This is a genomic window from Nocardioidaceae bacterium, from assembly GCA_018672315.1.
Classification (GTDB): domain Bacteria; phylum Actinomycetota; class Actinomycetes; order Propionibacteriales; family Nocardioidaceae; genus TYQ2.
This window is the reverse complement of sequence record CP076053.1, coordinates 3,553,533-3,576,946: the sequence shown is the minus strand read 5'-3', so window position 1 is coordinate 3,576,946 and position 23,414 is coordinate 3,553,533. Positions and strand designations below refer to the sequence as shown.

The following is a 23,414-nucleotide window of genomic DNA, read 5'->3' as shown; positions in this document are numbered from 1 at the left end:
CCGAATCTGCGGAAACCGGTCGGCCGCTGACCCGGCCCTCGGGCTCGCGGCACCGCCGCCGGTACCGTGCACGGATGACTGCGTCGCGACCAGGCTCCGGCCGACGGAGCATCCCCGGCCCCGACGGCCGCCAGCTGCTCGACGTCGGCTTCCCCGACGACGACGGGTCGGCGGACCCCGCGGTCACGGCGGCACTCGCGGCGTACGACGCGGCCCCGGGGGGACAGGACGCGTACGCGGGCGCACTCCTGGCCGTGCAGGACTCGCGCCTCCTCGTGCCCGTCGTTGCCATGCTCGGCGAGGTCGAGGTGGGCGAGGACGGCCTGGCCCGCGACAAGTCCGCCGACATGGCCGTGGTGCTCATGACCGGACGGGACGGCCGTCGGGCGCTGCTCGGCTTCACGTCGATGGCCTCCATGCACGCCTGGCAGCCGGACGCCAGGCCCGTCCCGGTCGCCGCGCCGCTCGCGGCCCGGTCCGCGCTCGACGAGGGGGCGCAGGCCCTCGTGCTCGACGTCGCCGGACCGGTCCTGCTCCCCGTCGAGCGGGGCGACCTCGAACGCTGGGCCGCCGGTCAGCGTCTGGTGCGCCTCGAGGACGGGGCGTACGCGTGGACCGCTCCCGCGGCTGCCGAGGACTCGATGTGACGCGTACGCCGCGAGCCGCTAGACTCGGCCACTGACCGACACCAGGAATGTCGTCGACCAGTTCGGCGTTGTGCCCGGTGTCCCACAAGCGGGGACTCTCGTCTCCCACCCGCACCGACCTCGCGGTCGTCGGGTCCGGTCCGAGGACCATCCTCCGTGATGGTCCTGGTGGCGTGCCGTCCGCGGCGCGCGGTGACTGGCCTCCGCTGTGGCAGCGGGGGCCATTTCTCGTTTCTGGCCCGGCAGACACCGCACGCACGACCGTCACCCACACTCAGGAGGACCCATCAGCACCGAGCTGCGCATCAACGACCGGATCCGGGTACCCGAGGTACGCCTCGTGGGCCCCAACGGCGAGACCGTCGGGATCGTCCCGACCGGCGACGCCCTGCGTCTGGCCCAGGAGGCCGACCTCGACCTCGTCGAGATCGCCCCCATGGGCAAGCCCCCGGTCTGCAAGCTCATGGACTACGGGAAGTTCAAGTACGAGAACGCCCAGAAGGCCCGTGAGGCACGCCGCAACCAGTCGAACACGGTCATCAAGGAGATGAAGCTCCGGCCGAAGATCGACGTGCACGACTACGAGACCAAGAAGGGCCACGTCGTCCGCTTCCTCAAGCAGGGCGACAAGGTGAAGATCACGATCATGTTCCGCGGTCGTGAGCAGCACCGCCCCGAGCTCGGCTACCGGTTGCTGCAGCGCCTGGCCGAGGACGTCACGGACCTGGGCTTCGTGGAGTCCAACCCCAAGCAGGACGGCCGCAACATGACCATGGTCATCGGGCCGCACAAGAAGAAGGCCGAGGCCAAGGCCGAGGTCAAGGCGGCCAAGCAGGCCAAGGCCGCCGAGCGCGAGGCCGAGGCCGACGCCGAGCGCGCGGAGCGTACGGCGAACCCGCCGGCCGCGGAGCCCAAGGCGCGCAAGACCTCCGAGAACCTCGACGCGGAGCTCGACGAGCCGGCCACCCAGTCCTGAGCCGAGCGCCCGCACGAGGAGCTCGGGGCAGCACACGTACGCCGGGGTGCGACCCCACACCCCGGTCCAGCAGATGAAGTGAGGAATCGACGAGATGCCGAAGAACAAGACGCACTCCGGTGCCAAGAAGCGCTTCCGGGTGACCGGCAGCGGCAAGATCCGCCGCCAGAAGACCGGCCTGCGCCACAACCTGGAGAAGAAGCCGTCGAAGATGACGCGCCGCATGTCGGGCACGACCGAGGTCGCCGACGCCGACGTGCCCCGCGCCAAGAAGATGCTCGGCCTCTGAGCCCTGCGCCACCGCGCAGGCTCCCCCTGACCTCATCCCAGCAGCACCCGATCTCTAGGAGACACACGTGGCACGCGTGAAGCGGGCGGTCAACGCCCAGAAGAAGCGCCGGACGACCCTCGAGCGCGCCAGCGGCTACCGCGGCCAGCGCTCGCGCCTCTACCGCAAGGCCAAAGAGCAGGTCATCCACTCGCACGTCTACAGCTACAACGACCGTCGCAAGAAGAAGGGCGACTTCCGCAAGCTGTGGATCCAGCGCATCAACGCCGCGGCACGCGCCGAGGGCCTGACCTACAACCGCTTCATCCAGGGCCTCAAGGCCGCGGGTGTCGAGGTCGACCGCAAGATCCTCGCCGACCTGGCCGTCAACGAGCCGACCGCGTTCTCCGCGCTCGTCGCGACCGCCAAGGCCGCCCTGCCCGAGGACGTCAACGCGCCTCGCGCCGAGGCCTCTGCCTGATCCTTCGGTGACCACCACCCCCGTCCGCTCCGGCGGCGACAGCGACGACCGACACGGTCCGGCGCTGACGCCCCGGAGCGGTCGTGTGAAGGAAGCACGCAAGCTCCAGCGACGTGCCGTACGCGCCGAGCGCGGGCTGTTCCTCGCCGAGGGCGCCAAGAGTCTCGCCGAGGCGCTGGGGGTGCCCGGCTGCGTGCGGGAGGTCTTCGCCGCCGACGCGGCGTACGACGACCCCACCACGGCCGACGTCCTCCGGGCCTGCGCGACCGCCGGCGTGGTCGTACGCCGCTGCGAGGCCTCGGTGATCGAGGCACTGGCCGACACGGTGACCCCGCAGGGTGTCGTGGCCGTCTGCGCGGAGGTCTCCCCGGTCGTGGCGGCCGGAGACCTGTCGGACAGGCTCCGCGACGCCCGACTGGTCGTCGTCTGCGCCGACGTGCGCGACCCGGGCAACGCCGGCACCGTCATCCGCTGCGCGGACGCGGCGGGCGCCGACGCCGTCGTGCTCGCCGGCTCGTCGGTCGACCCCCACAACGCCAAGACGGTGCGTGCCACCGTCGGGTCGCTGTTCCACCTGCCGGTGCTGCGCGCCGCGGGCGAGACGCTCGAGGCGGTGGCCGCCCTCCAGCAGGCAGGTCTGCAGGTGCTCGCCGCCGACGGCGGGGGAGAGGTGGACCTCGACGACGCCGCCGACGACGGGGTCCTCGCGCGACCGACGGCCTGGCTGATGGGCAACGAGGCCTGGGGGCTGCCCGAGGAGCTGGCCGCGGCGGCCGATGCGCGGGTCGCGATCCCGATCCATGGCCGCGCCGAGAGCCTCAACCTCGCCACCGCCGCGGCGGTCTGCCTGTACGCCTCCGCCCGCGCCCTGCGCAGACGTACGGTGCAGCGGTGAGCAGCGACGCGGAGACCGACGCGGAGACCGACGAGGCGCCCTGCGTCGAGCACGTCGAGGAGACCCTCGAGCTGCTGCCCGAAGGCGTGATCGTCGCCGACGAGAACGGCCGCATCATCAAGGTCAACGAGCGCGCGTGCCGGCTGCTCGTGCGCGACGCGGGCGACCTGATGGGCACCGACATCGTGCAGAGCCTGAGACTCCAGGACGAGCACGGCAACGACTGGCTGCAGTGCATGCGCCCGTACACCGGACTCCGCACCCGCTCCGAGCTCTCCGAGCGCATCCTGGTCGACGTGGACGGCACGGAGGTGCTCGCCTCGGCGGCGCTGCACCGCACCGAGCGCGGCGGCCCGGTCGTACGCCTCGTCGTCGTGCTGCGCGGTGCCCGGCAGCGGGCGCGTGCCGAGCGCGAGCGCTCGGACCTCGTCGCCTCGATCGCCCACGAGCTGCGTTCACCCCTCACCGGGGTCAAGGGCTTCGTCGGCACGCTGCTCAACAAGTGGGAGCGGCTCAACGACCAGCAGAAGCTGCTCATGCTGCGCACCGTGCACGCCGACTCCGAGCGACTCAGCCGCCTCATCACCGAGCTCCTCGACGTGGCTCGCATCGACACCGGTCGGCTCTCGCTCTACCCGCGCCCCGTCGATGTCGCGGTCGTCGCGGAGCGGGTGATCGCCTCGGTGCAGCACGCCACCACCCGACCGCTGGAGGTGCGCACGATGGCCGACCTGCCGACCGTGTCCTTCGACCCCGACAAGCTGGTGCAGGTGCTCACCAACCTCGTGGAGAACGGTGTGGCGCACGGCGAGGGGCGGGTGCTGGTCGACCTCGCGCCCCTTCCGGGTGAGGCGGAGGAGACGGACGGCAGCTGGCCCGGCGTTCGCGTCACGGTCACCGACGAGGGCGAGGGCATCGCGCCGGGCGTACGCAAGCAGGTCTTCACCAAGTTCTGGTCGACCGGGTCCCGCGGCGGCTCCGGACTGGGTCTCTACATCGTGCACGGGCTCGTCACCGCCCACGGGGGCACCGTCACCATCGACGACGCCCCCGGCGGCGGGGCCAGCATCGAGCTGCGTCTGCCGCACCTGGACCGCCGCCGCACCTGAGGCGCGGATACTGGGTCGCAGGCGTCGGTGCCGCGCTCCTAGACTCGCCGCTCGGACCCCGCGGCCCAGGACGCCGAGCGGGACCGCACCGCCGCACTGCAGCACCGACGAGAGGACCGCATGCCCAGCGCCGACTACGACCCTGTCGAGGTCACCCCGCTGAAGGCTGAGGAGGTCGAGGCGATGCGCCAGGCGGCGCTGGCCGCGGTGGCCGCCGCGACGGATCTCGCGACGCTCGCCGACGTACGCCGTGAGCACACCGGTGACCGCTCCCCGCTGGCTCTGGCCAACCGTGAGATCGGTGCGCTCCCTCCGGCGGCCCGCAAGGACGCCGGTCAGCGGGTCGGCACGGCGCGTGGCGCGGTCAACCAGGCCCTGGCGGCGCGCACGACCGAGCTGGAGGCCGAGGCCGAGCAGCGCATGCTCGCCGAGGAGACCGTCGACGTGACGCTTCCGTACGACCGGCTCCCGGTCGGTGCGCGGCACCCCCTGACGACCATCCAGGAACGCATGGCCGAGGTCTTCGTCGCGATGGGCTGGGAGGTCGCCGAGGGGCCCGAGCTCGAGGCCGAGTGGCTGAACTTCGACGCCCTGAACACCGGACCCGACCACCCGGCCCGGTCGCTGAGCGACACCTTCTGGACCGAGCCCGCCGACCATCACGTCGTACTGCGTACGCAGACCTCGCCGGTGCAGGTGCGCTCGCTGCTCGACCGCGACCTCCCGGTGTACGTCGTGGCCCCCGGCCGCGTGTTCCGCACCGACGAGCTCGACGCCACCCACACGCCCGTCTTCCACCAGATCGAGGGCATCGCCGTCGACGAGGGCCTGACGATGGCGCACCTCAAGGGCACGCTCGACCACTTCGCGAAGATGATGTTCGGCGACGGCGTCACCACGCGGTTCCGGCCGCACTTCTTCCCCTTCACCGAGCCGAGCGCCGAGTTCGACCTGGTCTGCTTCGTGTGCCGCGGCGACGAGGACGTACGCCCCACCTGCCGCACCTGCGGCGGTGAGGGATGGATCGAGTGGGGCGGCTGCGGCATGGTCAACCCCAACGTGCTGCGTGCCGCGGGCGTCGACCCCGACACCCATTCGGGCTTCGCGTTCGGCATGGGCGTCGAGCGCACGCTGATGTTCGTCGCGGACATCCCCGACATGCGCGACATGGTCGAGGGCGACGTCCGCTTCACCACCGCGTTCGGAACGGAGATCTGATGCGCGTCCCCTTCTCCTGGCTGCGCGAGCTCGTCGAACTGCCCGAGGGCACCACGCCCGAGCAGGTCGCCGAGGTGCTCACCTCGCTCGGTCTCAAGCTCGAGGTCATCCACGGCTCCGGTGTCTCCGGCAACCTCGTGGTGGGGCGCGTGCTCTCCGCCGAGCCCGAGACGCACAAGAACGGCAAGACCGTGAACTGGTGCCGCGTCGACGTGGGGTCGCACAACGACCCTGCCGACGGTGACGTGCCCGCCTCCCGCGGCATCGTCTGCGGCGCCCACAACTTCGGTCCCGGCGACCTGGTCGTCGCCGCCCTGCCCGGCACGACGCTGCCCGGCGACTTCCACATCGCGGCGCGCAAGACCTACGGGCACGTCTCCGACGGCATGATCTGCTCGACCACCGAGCTGGGTCTCGGCGGCGACGGCGGCGGCATCCTCGTGCTCACCGGTGAGCTCGCCGAGGGCGCCGAACCCGGCGACGACGCCCTGCGGCTCCTGGGTCTCGACGACGTCACCATCGAGCTCGAGGTCGCCACCGACCGGGGCTACGCGCTGTCGATGCGCGGGGTCGCCCGCGACGTCGCGATCGGCTTCGACCTGGCGTACGAGGACCCGGGCGCACCCTCACGCGTGACCGGCACGAGCGGCGACGACTACCCGGTCACCGTCTCCGACCCCGACGCCTGCCCGGTCTTCGTCACCCGTACGGTCACCGGCTTCGACGCCTCCGCGCCGACCCCGGCCTGGCTGGCCCGCCGCGTCGAGGCCGCCGGCATGCGCTCGATCTCGCTCGCGGTCGATGTCACCAACTACGTGATGCTCGAGCTCGGCCAGCCGATCCACGGCTACGACCGTGCGCAGCTGCAGGGCCCCATCGTCGTACGACGTGCCGAGCCCGGCGAGAAGGTCACGACGCTCGACTCGACCGTTCGCGAGCTGACCGGGGGCGAGCTGCTCATCACCGACGACTCCGGGCCGATCGGCCTGGCCGGCGTCATGGGCGGCGAGACCACCGAGCTGAGCGGCTCCACGACCGAGGTCGTCATCGAGTCCGCGTGCTTCGACGCGGCGACCATCGGGCGTACGGCCCGCGCCCAGCGCCTGCCCTCGGAGGCCTCGAAGCGCTTCGAGCGCGGTGTCGACCCGCGCCTGGCCCCGGTCGCCGCCGACCGGGTCGCCCAGCTGCTCGCGGAGCACGGCGGCGGCACGATCGATGAGGGCCGCACGGTCGTCGGCTCCGCGCCGGAGCCGTCGGCGATCGCGATGCCCGTCGGGCTGACGAACCGCATCTCGGGCCTCGAGCTCGACGCCGCACGTGTGGTCGAGACGCTGGAGCTCAACGGCTGCTCCGTCGATGACCCTGCTGCCGACCCGCTGCAGGTCACCCCGCCGACCTGGCGCCCGGACCTGGTGGGTCCGTACGACCTCGTCGAGGAGGTCGTGCGCGTCGTCGGCTACGACCGCATCGACTCCGTCCTGCCCGACGCCCCTGCGGGTCGCGGGCTCACCGCGGGCCAGCGCCTGCGTCGTCGCGTCGGCACCACGCTGGCCGGCGCCGGCCTGGTCGAGGTGAAGAGCTACCCGTTCGTCGGCACTCCGGTGTTCGACGCCATGGGCGTCGTCCCCGACGACGACCGGCGGCGGATGGTGCGTCTCGCCAACCCGCTCTCCGACGCCGAGCCGTTCCTCACCACGACCCTCCTGCCCGGCCTGCTGACGGCACTGCGTCGCAACGTCGGCCGTGGCATCGACGACGTCGCGCTGTTCGAGACCGCGGCGGTGTTCCTGCCGGGTGCCTCCCCGCAGGGTGCGCCGCTGCTCGCCCCGGCCCAGCAGCCGACCGAGGCCGAGTGGCAGCAGCTCAACGGCGCCCTGCCCGCGCAGCCGCTGCACGCCGCCGGCGTGCTGACGGGCCGGCGTACGGGCTCCGGCTGGTGGGGCACTGGCGAGTCGGTGACCTGGGCCGACGCCGTGGAGTCCGTACGCCGCATCGCCGACGCCCTCGGCGTGGTCGTCGAGGTGAGCGCCGGCGAGCTCGCGCCGTGGCACCCGGGTCGGTGCGCCGTCGTGTCGATCGCCGGCGAGGCGATCGGGCATGCCGGTGAGCTCCACCCGCAGGCCTGCCGTGCCCTCGAGGTGCCGCCGCGCACCGTGGCCTTCGAGGTCGACCTGTCGGCGCTGCTGGCCGCCGCCCCTGAGGGCGCCCGTGGGCCGCGCTTCTCGACCTTCCCGGTCGCGAAGGAGGACGTCGCCCTCGTCGTCGAGGAGGCCGTGCCCGCCTCTGAGGTCCGCGACGCGCTGGTCGCCGGCGCGGGGGAGCTGTGCGAGTCCGTACGCCTCTTCGACGTCTACCGCGGCGAGCAGGTCGGCAAGGGGAACAAGTCGCTGGCGTTCGCGCTGCGGTTCCGGGCGCCCGACAAGACGCTCACCGACAAGGAGACCGCAGCGGCGCGTGACGCGGCCGTCGCCAGCGCGGTCGGGGCAGTCGGCGCCGAGCAGCGGTGATCCGCTTCGACTTCGTTGAGCACGAACGTGCGAGTGGATCATGAGTTCTGCACTGAGAGAACGGCTGCGGAACCCCGCGCTGCCTGCGTTCGTCTTCTTCATGCTTGCCTGCAACATCGCGACGTTGCTGTGGGTGGAGGCGATCATCCCGGTCGCCGCTCTTGTCCTCGTTCCCTGGACCGTGCTGTCCGTCCTGGTCGGGCTGTTGCTCCCGCGGCAGCCTCACGAGGACCTGCGCAAGAAGCTCGGACTTGTCTACGGGTTCGGCGGCCTTGTCCTGCTGGCCGGAGTCCTGCGGGCGCTGACGGCGTAGGACGGCGTCAGGTGGCGAAGCACCGCGGAGGGGAGACGGCTGCGTCCCGCGGCCGTCGCCAGCGCGGTCGAGGCCGTCGGCGCCGAGCAGCGCTGAGTTCCGTCCTGGCGGTTGATCGGGGTCACGGGGTGGCCCCGATCAACCGCGGTGCTGTCTGACCCGCGGTTTCACGAGGCGGGCAGGAGGCACCGTCATGGGAGGGCGCGTTGCCGAGTCGCATGAGCATGCAGGGCTATGTATAGTCATACGCATGACGAAGATCCGAGTCGCCGTTGCCGGCGCCAGTGGCTACGCCGGGGGTGAAGTGCTCCGCCTGCTCCTCGGCCACCCCGAGGTCGAGATCGGCGCGCTGACCGCAGGCTCCAACGCCGGCGAGACCCTGGGCAGCCTCCAGCCCCACCTCGTGCCGTTGGCCGACCGCGTCCTGCAGGAGACCACGGTCGAGGTGCTCTCCGGCCACGACGTCGTCGTCATGGGTCTGCCGCACGGCCAGTCCGGCGAGCTGGGCAAGGCGCTCGGGGACGACACGGTCGTCATCGACTGCGGCGCCGACTTCCGGCTGCGGAGCGCGGCGGCCTGGGAGCGCTGGTACGGCGGGGAGCACGCCGGCACCTGGCCGTACGGCCTCCCCGAGCTGCCCGGGCAGCGCGACGTGCTGCGCACGGCCCGGCGCATCGCGGTGCCGGGCTGCTACCCGACCATCTCCACGCTGACGCTCGCCCCGGCGGTCTCGGCCGGCCTCGTCGACACGAGCCGTCTCACGGTTGTCGCCGCCTCCGGCACCTCCGGGGCGGGCAAGGCCGCGAAGCCGCACCTGCTCGGCAGCGAGATCATGGGCAACATCTCGGCGTACGGGGTCGGTGGCGTCCACCGCCACACCCCCGAGATCCTGCAGAACCTCGGCGCGCTCACCGATGCCGACGTGCAGGTCTCGTTCACCCCGCTGCTCGTGCCGAGTCCCCGCGGGATCCTCGCGACCTGCTCGGCGCCGCTGGCCGACGACGTCAGCGTCGACGACGCAGCCGAGCAGGCGCGGGCGGCGTACGAGAAGGCGTACGCCGACGAGCCGTTCATCCACCTGCTGCCCGAGGGCCAGTGGCCCCAGACCAAGTCGGTGATCGGCTCCAACGCCGCCCACCTCCAGGTCACCGTCGACCCCGACGCGCGCCGCCTCGTGGCCGTCGGCGCGGTGGACAACCTCGCCAAGGGCACCGCCGGGGCCGCGGTGCAGTCGATGAACCTCGCCCTCGGCCTCGAGGAGACCCTGGGCCTCACGACGGTGGGGATCGCGCCGTGACCGGGTCGGTGCCCGAGCCGCTCGTGGACGGCGACGCCTCCGCCGGGAACGGCCGCACCCTCATCCGTCACGCGGACCAGCTGGCCGTCGTACGCCTCCCACCGGGCTCGGACCTCCCCGACTGGGCCGAGGCGTCGACGCTGTTGTCGATCACCGCGACCGCGGAGGAGACGAGCCTCGTCTGCCACGCCTCGACGGTGCCGGCGAAGGCGACGAGCCAGGGACCGTTCGCGGCGTACGAGATCGCCGGTCCGCTCGACTTCAGCCTCGTCGGGGTCCTGCACGGCGTGCTGGGCCCGCTCGCCGAGGCCGAGATCAGCGCCTTCACGATCTCGACCTACGACACCGACTGGCTGCTGGTCCCCGCCAACCGGGTCGCGAAGGCCGACGCCGCATGGACCGCCGCGGGCTTCGAGATCCAGGTGCCGCCCGAGGAGCCGGAGGGGGCGCCCGAGCGTGACAAGGCGGGCAGCAAGCGAGGCCGCGCGAAGCAGAGCAGCGCGAAGGGCAAGCCCGGGGCCGACAGGAAGAGGAAGACCCGATGAGCATCACCCACCCCGCCGGGTTCCGCGCCGCGGGCATCCCGATCGGTCTGAAGTCGACCGGCGCCAAGGATCTCGCCCTGGTCGTCAACGACGGCCCGCGGCACGACTCCGCGAGCGTCTTCACCGCCAACCGCTGCAAGGCCAACCCGATCCTGTGGAGCCAGGAGGTCGTCAAGGACGGCACGGTGCGCGCGGTGATCCTGAACTCCGGCGGCGCCAACTGCTACACCGGCGCCGAGGGGTTCCAGACCACGCACGCGGTGGCGGAGAAGGTCGCCGACGGGCTCGGCATCGGGGCGATCGACGTCATCGTCTGCTCCACCGGACTCATCGGTCTCACCAACGACCGGCAGCAGCTGCTCGACGGCACGGCCGCGATCCTCGGCGAGCTGACCGAGGACGGAGGGGACGACGCCGCCCACGCGATCATGACCACCGACTCGGTCTCCAAGCAGGTCGTCGTCGAGGGAGCCGGCTGGTCGATCGGCGGCATGGCGAAGGGCGCCGGCATGCTCGCGCCACAGCTCGCCACGATGCTGGTCGTGCTGACCACCGACGCGGTGGTCAGCGCCGAGGACTGCGAGACCGCGCTGCGCGCCGCGACCCGCATCTCCTTCGACAGGCTCGACTCCGACGGCTGCATGTCGACCAACGACACCGTCACCCTGATGGCGTCGGGCGCCTCGGGCATCACGCCGGGCGTCGAGGACTTCACCGAGGCCCTGCAGCGGGCCTGCACCGACCTCGCGATGCAGCTGCTCGCCGACGCCGAGGGCGCCGACCACGAGATCGCGATCACCGTGCAGAACGCCGCCAGCGAGGACGAGGCCGTCACCGCCGCCCGCTCCGTCGCCCGGTCCAACCTCTTCAAGGCCGCGGTCTTCGGTGAGGACCCCAACTGGGGCCGCGTGCTCGCGAGCCTCGGCACCACCGACGTCGAGTTCGACCCCGCCGACCTCGACGTGGCGATGAACGGCGTCTGGGTCTGCCGGTCCTCCGAGCCCCACGAGCCGCCCGAGAAGGTGACCTTCGACGGGCGTGAGGTCTCGGTGCTCATCGACCTGAAGGCGGGCGACGCCCGCGCGACGGTGTGGACCAACGACCTCACGCACGCGTACGTGCACGAGAACTCCGCCTACTCCAGCTGAATCCCGCAACTCGCCCAGCGGCTCGCACCTCGATCACCCAAGGAACCTCATGAGCGACTACGCAGACCAGATGCGCGAGGCCACCCGCAAGGCGGCCGTCCTGGCCGACGCCCTGCCGTGGCTGGAGCGCTACCACGGCAAGATCCTGGTCATCAAGTACGGCGGCAACGCGATGGTCGACGACGACCTCAAGCGCGCCTTCGCCGAGGACGTCGTCTTCCTGCGCTACGCGGGCTTCAAGCCCGTCGTCGTGCACGGCGGAGGGCCCCAGATCTCCCAGATGCTCGGGCGCCTCGGCATCGACTCGGAGTTCCGCGGCGGTCTGCGGGTGACCACCGACGAGGCGATGGACGTCGTGCGCATGGTGCTCGTCGGCAAGGTCCAGCGCGACCTCGTCGGCCTCATCAACTCCCACGGCCCGATGGCGGTCGGCCTCTCCGGTGAGGACGCCGGCCTGTTCACGGCCCGCAAGACCGGCACCGTCGTGGACGGCGAGGAGGTCGACCTCGGCCTGGTCGGCGAGGTGGACTCCGTACGTCCCGAGGCCGTGCTCGACCTCGTCGAGGCCGGCCGCATCCCGGTGATCTCCTCGGTCGCCCCCGACGCCTCCGGCGCGGTCCACAACGTCAACGCCGACACCGCCGCCTCCGCCCTCGCGGTCGCGCTGGGTGCCGAGAAGCTGCTCGTGCTGACCGACGTCGAGGGGCTCTACCGCGACTACCCGGCGAGCGACGACGTGATCCAGGAGATCGGCCCGGAGGCGCTCGCTGAGCTGCTGCCGAGCCTGGCGTCCGGCATGGTCCCCAAGATGCGCGCGTGTCTCGACGCGGTCAACGGCGGGGTCCCTCGCGCCACCGTCGTCGACGGGCGTACGCAGCACTCGGTGCTCCTGGAGATCTTCACCCCCGAGGGCGTCGGCACCCAGGTGCTGCCCGACGTCACCACCAAGATCCGCACCGCGGCAGGAAAGGTCGAGCTGTGAGCTCCATCCAGGACCGTCACCCGCAGGTCATCATGAACACCTACGGGCCGCCCAAGCGCGCGCTCGTGCGCGGGCAGGGCTCGACGGTCTGGGACGAGGACGGCACGGAGTACCTCGACCTTCTCGCCGGCATCGCCGTGAACTGCCTCGGCCACAACCACCCGGCGCTGGTCGAGGCCATCAGCACGCAGCTGCAGACCCTCGGTCACGTGTCGAACTTCTTCGCCACCGAGCCGCAGGTCGCCCTCGCGGAGCGACTGGTCGCGATCTGCGGCGGTCCCGACGCCGCTGCCGAGGGTGCGCGTGTCTTCTTCACCAACTCCGGCACCGAGGCCAACGAGGCCGCCTTCAAGCTGACCCGCAAGACGGGTCGCACGAAGGTGCTGGCCGCAGCCGGCTCCTTCCACGGGCGCTCGATGGGCGCCCTCGCGCTGACCAGCAAGGAGGCGTACCGCACCCCGTTCGAGCCGCTGCCCGGCGGTGTCGAGTTCGTGCCGTACGACGACGTCGAGGCCTTCGTCGCCGCCATCGACGGCGACACCGCCGCGGTGATCCTCGAGCCCGTGCAGGGCGAGGCCGGAGCCGTGCAGCCCGCCGACGGCCTGCTGCAGGCGGCGCGTGCGGCCTGCGACGAGCACGGCGCGCTGCTGTGGTTCGACGAGGTGCAGTCCGGCATCGGTCGCACCGGCCACTGGCTCGCGCACCAGGACCCCAAGCACGGTGGAGTGCGTCCCGACATCATCACGCTCGCGAAGGGTCTCGGCGGCGGCTTCCCGGTCGGCGCCTGCGTGGCGCTGGGTGAGGCCGGCTCCATGCTCGTGCCCGGCAACCACGGCACCACCTACGGCGGCAACCCGGTCGCCGCCGCGGCCTGCCTCGCGGTGCTCGACACGATCGAGGGCCAGGACCTCATGGCCCACGTCGTCGAGGTCTCCGAGGTGTTCGCCGCGCTGGCGGCCAACGACCGCGTCGCCGACGTACGCCGGGCCGGCCTGCTGATGGGCGTCGACCTCGAGCCCGTCCAGGACGCGGCGGACGGGCACGACAACCCGGCCCAGGTGGCGTTCGAGGTCGCGATGGAGCGCGGCTTCATCATCAACGCGACCGGCCCGCACACCCTGCGGCTCGTGCCGCCGCTCGTGCTCACCACCGACGAGGCGCAGTCGTTCGTCGAGGCGTTCCCCGGCATCCTCGACGAGGCGTACGCCCGGTGCGCGGCCGCCGGTGCCGACGCGTCGAACGGGGGCGGTGGCAGCTCGTGACGCCTCACGCCCCCCGTCACTTCCTCAGGGACGACGACCTCACGGTCGCCGAGCAGGCCGGGGTGCTCGACCTCGCCGCGCGTCTGAAGGCCGAGCCGTTCTCCGAGCGCGTGCTCGAGGGCCCCCGCACGGTCGCCCTGGTCTTCGACAAGCCGACGCTGCGTACGCAGAGCTCCTTCGCCGTCGCGGTCGCCGAGATGGGCGGCTTCCCGTACGTCGTCGACGGCCGCCTCGCCGGGATCGGCGAGCGTGAGTCCATCGCCGACGTCGCCCGCGTGCTGGGGCGTCAGGTGTCGATGATCGTGTGGCGCACCTTCGGCCAGGAGCGGATCGAGGAGATGGCCGCGTACGCCGGGGTGCCCGTCGTGAACGCGCTCACCGACCAGTTCCACCCGTGCCAGGCGCTGGCGGACCTGCAGACGGTCGCCGAGCAGCGCGGGGGAGTCGAGGCCCTGCGCGGCATGACCGTGGCCTACCTCGGCGACGCGGGCGCGAACGTCGCTCAGTCGTGGGCGGTCGCCGGCCCGACGGCGGGCATGCACGTACGCGTCTCCGGCCCGACGGGCTTCCTGCCGACCGAGGACGTGCTCGCGGCGGGGCGCGCCCGCGCGGAGCAGACCGGCGGGTCCCTCGCGGTCGTGGAGGACCCGGCCGATGCCGTCGCCGGGGCCGACGTACTCATCACCGACACCTGGATCTCGATGGGACGCGAGGCGGAGGCCGCAGCCCGGGAGGCGGTCTTCGAGGACTGGCGTGTGGACCGGGGAGCCCTCGACCACGCGGCCGACGACGCCCTGGTGCTGCACTGCCTGCCGGCCTACCGGGGCAAGGAGATCACCGCCGAGGTGCTCGAGGGACCGCAGTCGGTGGTCTGGGACGAGGCCGAGAACCGGCGTCACGCCCAGAAGGCCCTCATGGCCCACCTCGCCCACGCCGAGAGGGCACAGAGTTCCGCCGAGAGGGCACAAAGTTCCGGCCCGGACGGCGGGCCCGGCATCGAGGTGGTCATGTGAGCGCCCTCAGCAGCGCGGGAGGCCCGGAGCCGCTCGTGCCGGGCACCAAGTCCGCTCGCCACGCCCTCATCATCGAGGCGCTGACGGATCGTGCGGTGAAGTCGCAGACCGAGCTCGCCGACATCCTGGCCAGCGCCGGCGTGCACGTCACCCAGGCAACGCTCTCGCGGGACCTGGTCGAGCTCGACGCCGTCAAGGTGCGCGGACCGGGTGGCGCCCTGGTGTACGCCGTGCCGGCCGAGGGAGGCGACCGTCGACCGACCTCGGGAGGGTGGGCGGCCACCGAGGCCGCCGAGACCCGCCTCGCCCGGCTGTGCGGCGAGCTCGTCGTCTCCGCCGAGGGGTCCGCCAACCTGGCGGTGCTGCGTACGCCCCCGGGTGCGGCGCAGTACCTCGCCTCCGCGTGTGACAAGGCCGAGCTCGGTGACTGCCTCGGCACCATCGCCGGCGACGACACGGTCATGCTCATCAGCCGCGACCCGCACGGGGGAGACGCGCTGGCCCAGCGCATGCTCGCGCTCGCCGGCTCCCACCGCCCCCGCCACTGACCCTCACCGACCCCACCAGCCCCGCCAGACCCACCAGGGGTCACTTCCCGCGAGAGGTCACTTCTCGCAGACCATCCACCCGTACGACCGAAGGACTGATCTCCCCATGAGCAAGGTGCTCACCTCCCTGCCCACCGGCCAGCGCGTCGGCATCGCCTTCTCCGGCGGCCTCGACACCTCCGTGGCCGTGGCGTGGATGCGCGAGAACGGTGCGGTGCCCTGCTGCTACACCGCCGACATCGGGCAGTACGACGAGTCCGACATCAACGGCATCCCCGACCGCGCCAAGCAGTACGGCGCCGAGATCGCCCGCTCCATCGACATCCGCCTCCCGCTCGTCGAGGAGGGCTTCGCCGCGATGATGTGCGGCGCCTTCCACATCCGCTCGGCCGGGCGTACGTACTTCAACACCACGCCGATCGGCCGTGCCGTGACCGGCACGATGCTGGTGCGTGCGATGGCCGAGGACGGGGTCGACATCTGGGGTGACGGGTCGACCTTCAAGGGCAACGACATCGAGCGGTTCTACCGCTACGGCCTGATGGCGAACCCGAACCTGCGCATCTACAAACCGTGGCTCGACGCCGACTTCGTCGAGCAGCTCGGCGGCCGCGCGGAGATGAGCGAGTGGCTCACCGAGCGCGACCTGCCCTACCGCGACAGCCAGGAGAAGGCGTACTCCACCGACGCCAACATCTGGGGCGCCACCCACGAGGCCAAGAGCCTGGAGCACCTGGAGACCTCGCTCGAGACCGTCGAGCCGATCATGGGCGTGAAGTTCTGGGACCCCAGCGTCGAGATCGAGACCGAGGACGTGACGATCCGGTACGAGGAGGGTCGCCCCGTCGCCATCGACGGCCAGCGGCTGGACCCCGTGGCGCTGGTCGACCTGGCCAACCGCATCGGCGGACGCCACGGCCTCGGCATGAGCGACCAGATCGAGAACCGCATCATCGAGGCGAAGTCGCGCGGCATCTACGAGGCGCCGGGCATGGCGCTGCTGTGGATCGGCTACGAGCGCCTGGTCAACGCGGTCCACAACGAGGACACCATCGCGCAGTACCACAACGAGGGCCGCAAGCTCGGCCGTCTCCTGTACGAGGGCCGGTGGCTCGACCCGCAGTCGCTGATGATCCGCGAGGGCATCCAGCGCTGGATCGCCTCGCTGGTCACCGGGGAGGTCACCGTCCGGCTGCGGCGCGGCGAGGACTACTCGGTCCTCGACACGGCCGGGGAGAACTTCAGCTACCACCCCGACAAGCTCTCGATGGAGCGTACGGAGAACGCCGCCTTCGGCCCGCTGGACCGCATCGGCCAGCTCACGATGCGCAACCTCGACATCGCCGACAGCCGCTCGAAGCTCGAGCTGTACGCCGACCAGCCGCTGGACCAGGGTCACGTGCTCGTGGAGAACGGGACCCTCTACGGGGAGCTGCAGAAGGGCGGTGCCGACCGGATCACCGCGAACCCGAACGCCCCGCGCATGGACGACGAGGTGCTCGACCACGTCGCCATCAGCGAGGGCAACGACTGACATCCCCTTGACCGGTACGTCCGGCACCTCGTACGCATCGCGAAGGTGCCAGACGTACCGGTCAAGGTCGGCTATTCGCCCTTGAAGGTCTGGGTGTCAGAGGGTTCCGGCACGTTGTGGCGTTGTGCGGCCCTCGGCTGCCACGGCGTGAGCGTGGACAGAACCTGGTCGTAGAACCCGTTGATCGCGTTCTCGACGGACTCGATGAAGGAGTTGCCCTTTCCCTTGCCGACGAGCCTGCCCGCGCCCATCTCACGCCGCATGGTCAGCGTGAAGGTGGCGGGGTCTCGCTTCTGGTCGTCAAGCAAGAGGCTGGAGTCCTCCGTTGCAGCGGCGAGAGCCACGCAGGGCCCTGACTTGGCGCGAAGCGCCCGGGACTCGATCTGCAGGTCCCCCGGTGCGGTGTCGCGCAGCTGGCGGGTCAACCACCCGACGCGACCACGAGCCCCCTTGTCCTCGGGCGCCTTCACCGTCGTGGAGCACATCAGCTGCCGCGAGTGCAGGTCCGCGCAGATCTCGAGGTCACCGACGGTGTTGGGGATGCGTAGTGACGCCCGCAGGCAACCAGACTCGACCAGCTGGCGCAGTACGGCGTCCATGCGCACCTTGGGATCCTGCGACTCGGCCCGACTGAGCTGTTGGGTCACGTCGAGGCCGGTCTGCGCTCCCATGACGAGAGCGACGTAACGGATGAGCTGATCCCATCGCTGTACGACGTCCAAGGCGCCGGGATCCGTCTTGACCAGGGTTCGGTCTTTCGCAGCGCTTCGGACGGAGACCCATTCGCTGCCCATGTCATTGAAGGACAGGGCGCCCGACGCCGAGTGCTGCAGGTAACGGATCAGCTCTGCCAGGAGCCACCGCTGCTCAGCGTCCTCTACTCCGATGTGCTCATGGAGTCGTACGGCAGTCGTCACGAGTTGTGTCCACGACAGGTGGTGCAGCTTGACCGTGGAGTTCGCTCGCGGGATCGCCGCAGTTGTGGGGTGCCGGCCGGCCGCCGGTGACAGCTCGTTCGAGATCGTCACCACGCAGTCGAACTTGTGGGCTCTCGCGACCTTGACGTAGTTGATCAGTTGCTCGGCGTCGAGGAGCGACGTACCGGTCTTCACCTCGACGAGTGCCGTCCACGACGTCTTGCCGTAGGAGACCCGTACCAGCCCGTCTGGCCTGATCTTCTTGCCCTCGAGCTCGAAGGGGACTTCGGTGAAGCACTCCACGGTGGCCCTGGTCGCGCCGGAGGCCCCGAACGGCTTGAAGAGCTCAAGCGACAGCGGTCTCACGATGGACAGCACGGCCAACAGTGCAGAAGTTGCTCGCTCTTCAGCTTCCTTTTCGCTACCGATTCCCCGCACCGGAATCAGGCGCGCGGGCCTCCAGTTTCCTTCCACGAGCAGACCTCCCGAGTTGGCGTAGCTGGAGGCAGCCTGCCATGGGCCGTGGTCTGTGAGGACGTATTGTCCTGTCGTTCGCGCCTGGTGGCGGGTCAAACCGTGCGGGACTCACTGGGCAGCACGCCGAAGTGTCACGAGGGCGCACCTCGGTTTCGAGACGCCTCGTCCCTCGGCTCCTCGACCAGCGATGCGAGCGGAACCGCCGTGCCAGCGACGCGCATCCGGTCGTCGGCCGGATCGATCGTCACCCGCAGCACCGAGCGCCGACCCATGTCCTCGCCCTGCACGACCTCGACCTCGCGCACGTCGTCCCGGGAGTCCACGACGCGCAGGTACGCCCCCAGCGCCCCGGCCGCCGCACCCGTCGCCGGATCCTCGTGGATGCCGACCGAAGGACCGGGGTTGCGGGAGGCGAACGCGTCCGGCCCGGTGGGGTGCACCAGCTGCAGCGTCGTCAGGCCGGCTCGCACCATGACGCCACGCAGCTCGTCGTACGCGTAGTCCAGCGCCGCGAGCCGCCCTCGTGAGGCCGTCACGAGCACGAGGTGGGAGGCACCCGCGTACGCCAGATGCGGTGTCCAGGAAGGATCGAGGTCCTCGACGCCCCACCGCAGGGCGAGGAGGACGTCGGCGACCAGCTCGGGCGTCGCGGGCTCGGAGCGTGCGGGAACCGTCATCAGCTCGCCGACCAGTGCCCCGTGCTCCTCGAGGACCGTCACCGAGACCTCACCGGCCTCCACCCGGAACGTCCGCGTGCCCGCGCCGTGACGCTCCGCCCACGCGATCGCCGTGGCCAGCGTGGCGTGCCCGCAGAAGGACACCTCGGTCTCGGGGGTGAAGAAGCGCACCGTCAAGGACTCGCCGTCCCCGACGCCTCCCGCCGCGTCGTCCGCCGAACCCGTGCCGGAACTGGCCACACCGACGACGAAGGCCGTCTCGGAGTGGCCCAGCTCGGCCGCGACGGCCTGCATGCGGCCGACGTCCCAGCCGACGGCGTCCAGCACCACGCCGGCGGGGTTGCCGCCGGACGGGACGGTGGTGAAGGCGGCGTACTCCAGGACCTCGCTCATGACGCCAGCATCGCGCACGCTGCCTTGCTCACGCCTCCGTGTCGGCGTCCACCCAGTCCAGCGTCTTGGTGACGGCCTTCTTCCAGTTGCGCAGCAGCCGCTCCCGCTCGTCCTCGTCCATCTGCGGGGTCCACCGGTGGTCCTCGGCCCACTGCTGGCGAATCTCGTCGGTCGACTCCCAGAAGCCGACGGCGAGACCTGCCGCGTACGCCGCCCCGAGTGCCGTGGTCTCGGCGATCTTCGGGCGGACGACGTCGACGCCGAGGATGTCGGCCTGGAACTGCATCAGGGTCTCGTTGACGATCATGCCGCCGTCGACGCGCAGCTCGCTGAGGTCGACACCGGAGTCGGCGTTCATGGCGTCGATGACCTCCCGCGTCTGGAACGCGGTCGACTCCAGCACCGCTCGTGCCAGGTGCCCCTTGTTGACGTAGCGCGTCAGGCCCACGAGCGCGCCTCGCGCGTCGGGACGCCAGTGGGGCGCGAACAGGCCGGAGAAGGCGGGCACGAAGTACGCACCGCCATTGTCGTCGACCTTCTTCGCGAGCGTCTCGATCTCCGGCGCCGAGGAGATGAGCCCCAGGTTGTCGCGCACCCACTGCACCAGCGAGCCGGTCACGGCGATCGACCCCTCGAGGGCGTAGACGGTGTCGGCGTCGCCGAGCTTGTAGCAGACCGTCGTCAGCAGGCCGTTCTCGCTCGGCACCGCCTCGGTGCCGGTGTTGAGCAACATGAAGTTGCCGGTGCCGTAGGTGTTCTTGGCCTCGCCCTTCTCGGTGCACGCCTGCCCGAAGGTCGCCGCCTGTTGGTCGCCGAGGATCCCGGCGACAGGACGGCCGCGCAGCACACCCGGCTCGCACTCGCCGTACACCTCCGAGGACGACCGGATCTCCGGCAGCATCGAGGTCGGGATGCCCATGTCGGAGGCGATGGAGGCGTCCCACTCGAGCGTCTCGAGGTTCATCAGCATGGTGCGCGAGGCGTTCGTGACGTCGGTGATGTGGCAGCCGCCGTTCTCGGCACCGCCGGTCAGGTTCCACACCGTCCAGCAGTCGGTGGTGCCGAAGAGCAGGTCGCCGGCCTCCGCCTTCTCCTTGGCGCCCTCGACGTTCTCGAGGATCCAGGCGACCTTGGGTCCGGCGAAGTACGTCGCGAGCGGCAGGCCGCACACGTCCTTGTAGCGCTCGGTGCCGCCGTCCTCCGCGAGGCGGTCGCAGATCTTCTGCGTCCGCGTGTCCTGCCAGACGATCGCGTTGTAGACGGGCTGGCCGGTGTTCTTGTCCCACACCACGGCGGTCTCGCGCTGGTTGGTGATGCCGACGGCGGCGATGTCGGAGTTGTCGATGTTGGCCTTGCCGAGCGCGCCGCCGATCACCTCGCGCGTGTTCTTCCAGATCTCGAGGGCGTCGTGCTCGACCCACCCGGCCTTCGGGAAGATCTGCTCGTGCTCGAGCTGGTCGACCGCGACGATCTCGCCGTCGTGGTCGAAGACGATCGCGCGGGTGCTGGTCGTTCCCTGGTCGATGGACAGGACGTACGTCGCCATGCTCGCTCCTGGTGCTCGTCGGGTGCTCGTCGGATGCTGCTCGTGGTGCTGCGGGTCACACGTAGTTCATGAGGTTGGCAGCCACACCCCCGAGTGCGCCACCCAGGAGGGGGCCGACGATCGGCACCCAGGAGTACGCCCAGTCGCTGCCGCCCTTGCCGCGGATCGGCAGCAGGGCGTGCGCGATGCGCGGGCCGAGGTCACGGGCGGGGTTGATCGCATAGCCCGTGGGCCCACCCAGGCTCGCGCCGATGCCGACCACGAGGAGAGCCACGGCGAGCGGCCCGAGGCCCGAGGGCGTCTTGCCGAAGGCGACGATGACGAAGACCAGCACGAAGGTGCCGATGAGCTCGGTGACGACGTTCCAGCCGTACGAGCGCACCGCGGGCGCGGTGCAGAAGACGTCCTTCTTCGCGGCCGCCTCGACCTCGAGGTCGTCGAGCTGATGCTTGTACGCCGCGTACGCCAGGCTCGCCCCGAGGAAGGCCCCGATCAGCTGGGCGCTGATGTAGACCGGCGCCTCGGCCCACCCGAAGTCGCTGGAGCCCGTGGAGAGCAACCCGATCGTCACCGCCGGGTTGATGTGGGCGCCGGAGGCGAAGGCGACGTACACGCCGGCGAAGACCGCGAGGCCCCAGCCGAAGGCGATGAGGGTGAAGTCGGCACCTGACCCGGCCGTCTTGGCCGTCGCCACGTTGGCCACCACGCCGCATCCGAGGAGGAGCAGCATCGCCGTGCCGGCGAGCTCGGGGACGAAGATGTCGAGCAGCATGCGGCCTCCTGGGACCAGCCGAGAGCAGCCGAGAGCGACTGTGATCGGCACCACGGTTGCATCCGTCGACCACAGCCGCAACGCGGCCTGATCCGGAGAGTACGCATTTGCGCCGCGGGGGAGGGTTGCCGTGACTGCGTCCAACTCCTGGAGGACCCCATGCTCACCACCGCACCACTCGGACCCGACCAGCGCGAGAAGGCGTGGCAGGACCTGCAGGGCGACGCGGAGGTGGACGTCCTCGTCATCGGCGGCGGCGTCACGGGCGCCGGTGTCGCGCTGGATGCCGCGACCCGTGGCCTCCGTACGCTCCTGGTCGAGCAGCGCGACTACGCCTCCGGCACCTCCTCCCGCAGCTCCAAGCTCTTCCACGGCGGTCTCCGCTACCTCGAGCAGATGGACTTCACGCTCGTGCGCGAGGCGCTGAAGGAGCGCGAGCTGATGCTCTCGCGCATCGCGCCGCACCTGATCCGCCCCGTGTCCTTCATGTACCCGATCAAGCACCGCCTCTGGGAGCGGCCGTACATGACCGCGGGCCTGACGCTGTACGACACGATGGGCGGAGCCCGGTCGCTGCCGCGCCACAAGCAGCTGACGCGAGGCAAGGCGCTCTCGCTGGCCCCCGGCATGCGCAAGGACTCGCTGGTCGGCGCGATGCTCTACTACGACGCCCAGGCCGACGACGCCCGCCACACGATGATGGTCGCCCGCACGGCCGCCGCGTACGGGGCCCAGCTGCTCACCTCGGCGCGCGTCACCGATCTGCGGCGGGCCGGCGAACGTGTCGTCGGCGCCGAGATCGAGGACCTCGAGACCGGGGCCACCACCCAGGTCTCGGCGAAGGTCACGATCAACTGCACCGGCGTGTGGACCGACGAGATCCAGGAGCTCGCGGGCGGCAAGGGGCAGTTCCGGGTGCAGGCGTCCAAGGGCGTGCACATCATCGTGCCCAAGGACCGCTTCCACTCCGACACGGGCCTGATCCTGCGTACGGAGAAGTCGGTGCTCTTCGTGATCCCGTGGGGCACCCACTGGCTCATCGGCACGACCGACACCGAGTGGAACCTCGACCTCGCGCACCCGGCGGCGAGCAAGGCCGACATCGACTACATCCTCGACCACGTCAACGAGGTGCTCACCGAGCCGCTCACCCACGACGACATCGAGGGCGTGTACGCCGGCCTCCGCCCGCTCCTCAAGGGGGAGTCGGACGCGACCTCCAAGCTCTCCCGCGAGCACGCGGTCGGTCGTCCGCAGCCCGGCATGGTCTCGATCGCGGGCGGCAAGTACACGACGTACCGCGTGATGGCCAAGGACGCCGTCGACGTGGCGAAGGAGGACCTGTCGGCCCACGTCGGCGACTCGGTCACCGAGCACATCCCGCTGCTCGGCGCCGAGGGGTTCGCCGCCCTGGAGAACCAGGTCGAGACGCTGGCCGCGAGGTACGACCTGCCGACCTGGCGCATCACGCACCTGGTGCACCGCTACGGCTCGTTGCTCAACGAGGTGATGGGCCTCGCCGCCGACGACCCGAGCCTGCTCGAGCCGCTGCCCGGCGCCGAGGAGTACCTCAAGGTCGAGATCCGGTACGGCGCCACCCACGAGGGCGCGCTGCACCTCGACGACCTGCTGGCACGGCGTACGCGCATCTCGATCGAGACCCCCGACCGCGGGGTCGACTCCGCCCGGCCGACCGCCGAGCTCGTCGCCGACGTGCTCGGCTGGGACGCCCAGCGCGTCGACGACGAGGTCACGGCGTACGAGGCCCGGGTCAAGGCCGAGCGCGAGTCGCAGCGTCAGCCCGACGACCAGGAGGCCAACGCCGAGCGTCTGGTCGCGCGGGACACCCGGGAGCGAGCGGTCGGTCGCGCGCTGAACTGACCTGGGAG

At 71.1% G+C, this 23,414-nt stretch carries 22 protein-coding genes; 18 read left to right on the top strand and 4 right to left on the bottom strand.

The window, feature by feature from the left end; translation table 11 throughout:
- Nucleotides 1-74: 74 nt before the first annotated feature.
- The 17 genes from KLP28_17130 (at nt 75) to argG (ending at nt 16,743) form a co-directional block, all read left to right on the top strand.
- Nucleotides 75-647: an SseB family protein gene (locus tag KLP28_17130; protein ID QWC85201.1), complete on the top strand. Its 573-nt coding sequence runs from the start codon at nt 75-77 to the stop codon at nt 645-647.
- Nucleotides 648-870: 223 nt separating this feature from the next.
- Complete coding sequence (infC, locus tag KLP28_17125; protein QWC87073.1) at nt 871-1,623, top strand: translation initiation factor IF-3; 753 nt, start codon at nt 871-873, stop codon at nt 1,621-1,623.
- Nucleotides 1,624-1,717: 94 nt separating this feature from the next.
- Nucleotides 1,718-1,912: a 50S ribosomal protein L35 gene (rpmI, locus tag KLP28_17120; GenBank protein ID QWC85200.1), complete on the top strand. Its 195-nt coding sequence runs from the start codon at nt 1,718-1,720 to the stop codon at nt 1,910-1,912.
- Between the two features lie 67 nt (nt 1,913-1,979).
- On the top strand, nt 1,980-2,372 hold the full coding sequence (gene rplT / locus KLP28_17115) for a 50S ribosomal protein L20 (GenBank protein ID QWC85199.1): 393 nt from the start codon (nt 1,980-1,982) through the stop codon (nt 2,370-2,372).
- A gap of 64 nt (nt 2,373-2,436) precedes the next feature.
- Nucleotides 2,437-3,267 carry an RNA methyltransferase gene (locus KLP28_17110; GenBank protein ID QWC87072.1) on the top strand — a complete coding sequence of 277 codons (831 nt, stop codon included), beginning with the start codon at nt 2,437-2,439 and terminating at the stop codon, nt 3,265-3,267.
- Nucleotides 3,264-4,376 carry a PAS domain-containing sensor histidine kinase gene (locus tag KLP28_17105; GenBank protein QWC85198.1) on the top strand — a complete coding sequence of 371 codons (1,113 nt, stop codon included), beginning with the start codon at nt 3,264-3,266 and terminating at the stop codon, nt 4,374-4,376. Before KLP28_17110 ends, KLP28_17105 begins: the two co-directional genes overlap by 4 nt.
- Nucleotides 4,377-4,496: 120 nt before the next feature.
- Nucleotides 4,497-5,594, top strand: coding sequence for a phenylalanine--tRNA ligase subunit alpha (gene pheS, locus KLP28_17100; GenBank protein ID QWC85197.1), 1,098 nt, complete (start codon nt 4,497-4,499; stop codon nt 5,592-5,594).
- Nucleotides 5,594-8,101 carry a phenylalanine--tRNA ligase subunit beta gene (gene pheT, locus KLP28_17095; protein ID QWC85196.1) on the top strand — a complete coding sequence of 836 codons (2,508 nt, stop codon included), beginning with the start codon at nt 5,594-5,596 and terminating at the stop codon, nt 8,099-8,101. Before pheS ends, pheT begins: the two co-directional genes overlap by 1 nt.
- 40 nt (nt 8,102-8,141) lie before the next feature.
- A complete protein-coding gene (locus KLP28_17090; GenBank protein QWC85195.1) occupies nt 8,142-8,414 on the top strand; it encodes a hypothetical protein in 273 nt (90 codons plus the stop codon).
- A gap of 250 nt (nt 8,415-8,664) precedes the next feature.
- A complete protein-coding gene (argC, locus tag KLP28_17085; protein QWC85194.1) occupies nt 8,665-9,711 on the top strand; it encodes an N-acetyl-gamma-glutamyl-phosphate reductase in 1,047 nt (348 codons plus the stop codon).
- Entirely contained in the window at nt 9,708-10,256 is a 549-nt protein-coding gene (locus KLP28_17080; GenBank protein ID QWC85193.1) for an ACT domain-containing protein, read from the top strand. Before argC ends, KLP28_17080 begins: the two co-directional genes overlap by 4 nt.
- Complete coding sequence (argJ, locus tag KLP28_17075; protein ID QWC85192.1) at nt 10,253-11,404, top strand: bifunctional glutamate N-acetyltransferase/amino-acid acetyltransferase ArgJ; 1,152 nt, start codon at nt 10,253-10,255, stop codon at nt 11,402-11,404. The genes KLP28_17080 and argJ overlap by 4 nt, the downstream gene beginning before the upstream one ends.
- Nucleotides 11,405-11,453: 49 nt before the next feature.
- A complete protein-coding gene (gene argB, locus KLP28_17070; protein ID QWC85191.1) occupies nt 11,454-12,386 on the top strand; it encodes an acetylglutamate kinase in 933 nt (310 codons plus the stop codon).
- Complete coding sequence (locus KLP28_17065; protein QWC85190.1) at nt 12,383-13,648, top strand: acetylornithine transaminase; 1,266 nt, start codon at nt 12,383-12,385, stop codon at nt 13,646-13,648. The genes argB and KLP28_17065 overlap by 4 nt, the downstream gene beginning before the upstream one ends.
- On the top strand, nt 13,645-14,661 hold the full coding sequence (argF, locus tag KLP28_17060) for an ornithine carbamoyltransferase (protein ID QWC85189.1): 1,017 nt from the start codon (nt 13,645-13,647) through the stop codon (nt 14,659-14,661). Before KLP28_17065 ends, argF begins: the two co-directional genes overlap by 4 nt.
- A gap of 35 nt (nt 14,662-14,696) precedes the next feature.
- Nucleotides 14,697-15,209, top strand: a complete 513-nt coding sequence (locus KLP28_17055) for an arginine repressor (protein QWC87071.1) — start codon at nt 14,697-14,699, stop codon at nt 15,207-15,209.
- A 106-nt stretch (nt 15,210-15,315) separates the two neighbouring features.
- Nucleotides 15,316-16,743 (top strand): argininosuccinate synthase, encoded by a 1,428-nt coding sequence (gene argG, locus KLP28_17050; protein ID QWC85188.1) that lies wholly within the window; start codon nt 15,316-15,318, stop codon nt 16,741-16,743.
- A 71-nt stretch (nt 16,744-16,814) separates the two neighbouring features.
- Here argG and KLP28_17045 read toward each other — a convergent pair whose 3' ends face one another.
- The 4 genes from KLP28_17045 to KLP28_17030 all read right to left on the bottom strand — a co-directional run bounded on the left by KLP28_17045 (nt 16,815) and on the right by KLP28_17030 (nt 21,525).
- Nucleotides 16,815-18,134: a hypothetical protein gene (locus tag KLP28_17045; protein ID QWC85187.1), complete on the bottom strand. Its 1,320-nt coding sequence runs from the start codon at nt 18,132-18,134 to the stop codon at nt 16,815-16,817.
- Between the two features lie 134 nt (nt 18,135-18,268).
- A complete protein-coding gene (locus KLP28_17040) occupies nt 18,269-19,207 on the bottom strand; it encodes a PhzF family phenazine biosynthesis protein (GenBank protein ID QWC85186.1) in 939 nt (312 codons plus the stop codon).
- A gap of 28 nt (nt 19,208-19,235) precedes the next feature.
- Nucleotides 19,236-20,753, bottom strand: coding sequence for a glycerol kinase GlpK (glpK, locus tag KLP28_17035; protein QWC85185.1), 1,518 nt, complete (start codon nt 20,751-20,753; stop codon nt 19,236-19,238).
- A gap of 55 nt (nt 20,754-20,808) precedes the next feature.
- A complete protein-coding gene (locus KLP28_17030; protein ID QWC85184.1) occupies nt 20,809-21,525 on the bottom strand; it encodes an aquaporin family protein in 717 nt (238 codons plus the stop codon).
- Between the two features lie 159 nt (nt 21,526-21,684).
- On the opposite strand from KLP28_17030, the gene glpD reads away from it, so the two are divergent.
- A complete protein-coding gene (gene glpD / locus KLP28_17025; GenBank protein QWC85183.1) occupies nt 21,685-23,406 on the top strand; it encodes a glycerol-3-phosphate dehydrogenase in 1,722 nt (573 codons plus the stop codon).
- Nucleotides 23,407-23,414: the final 8 nt, after the last annotated feature.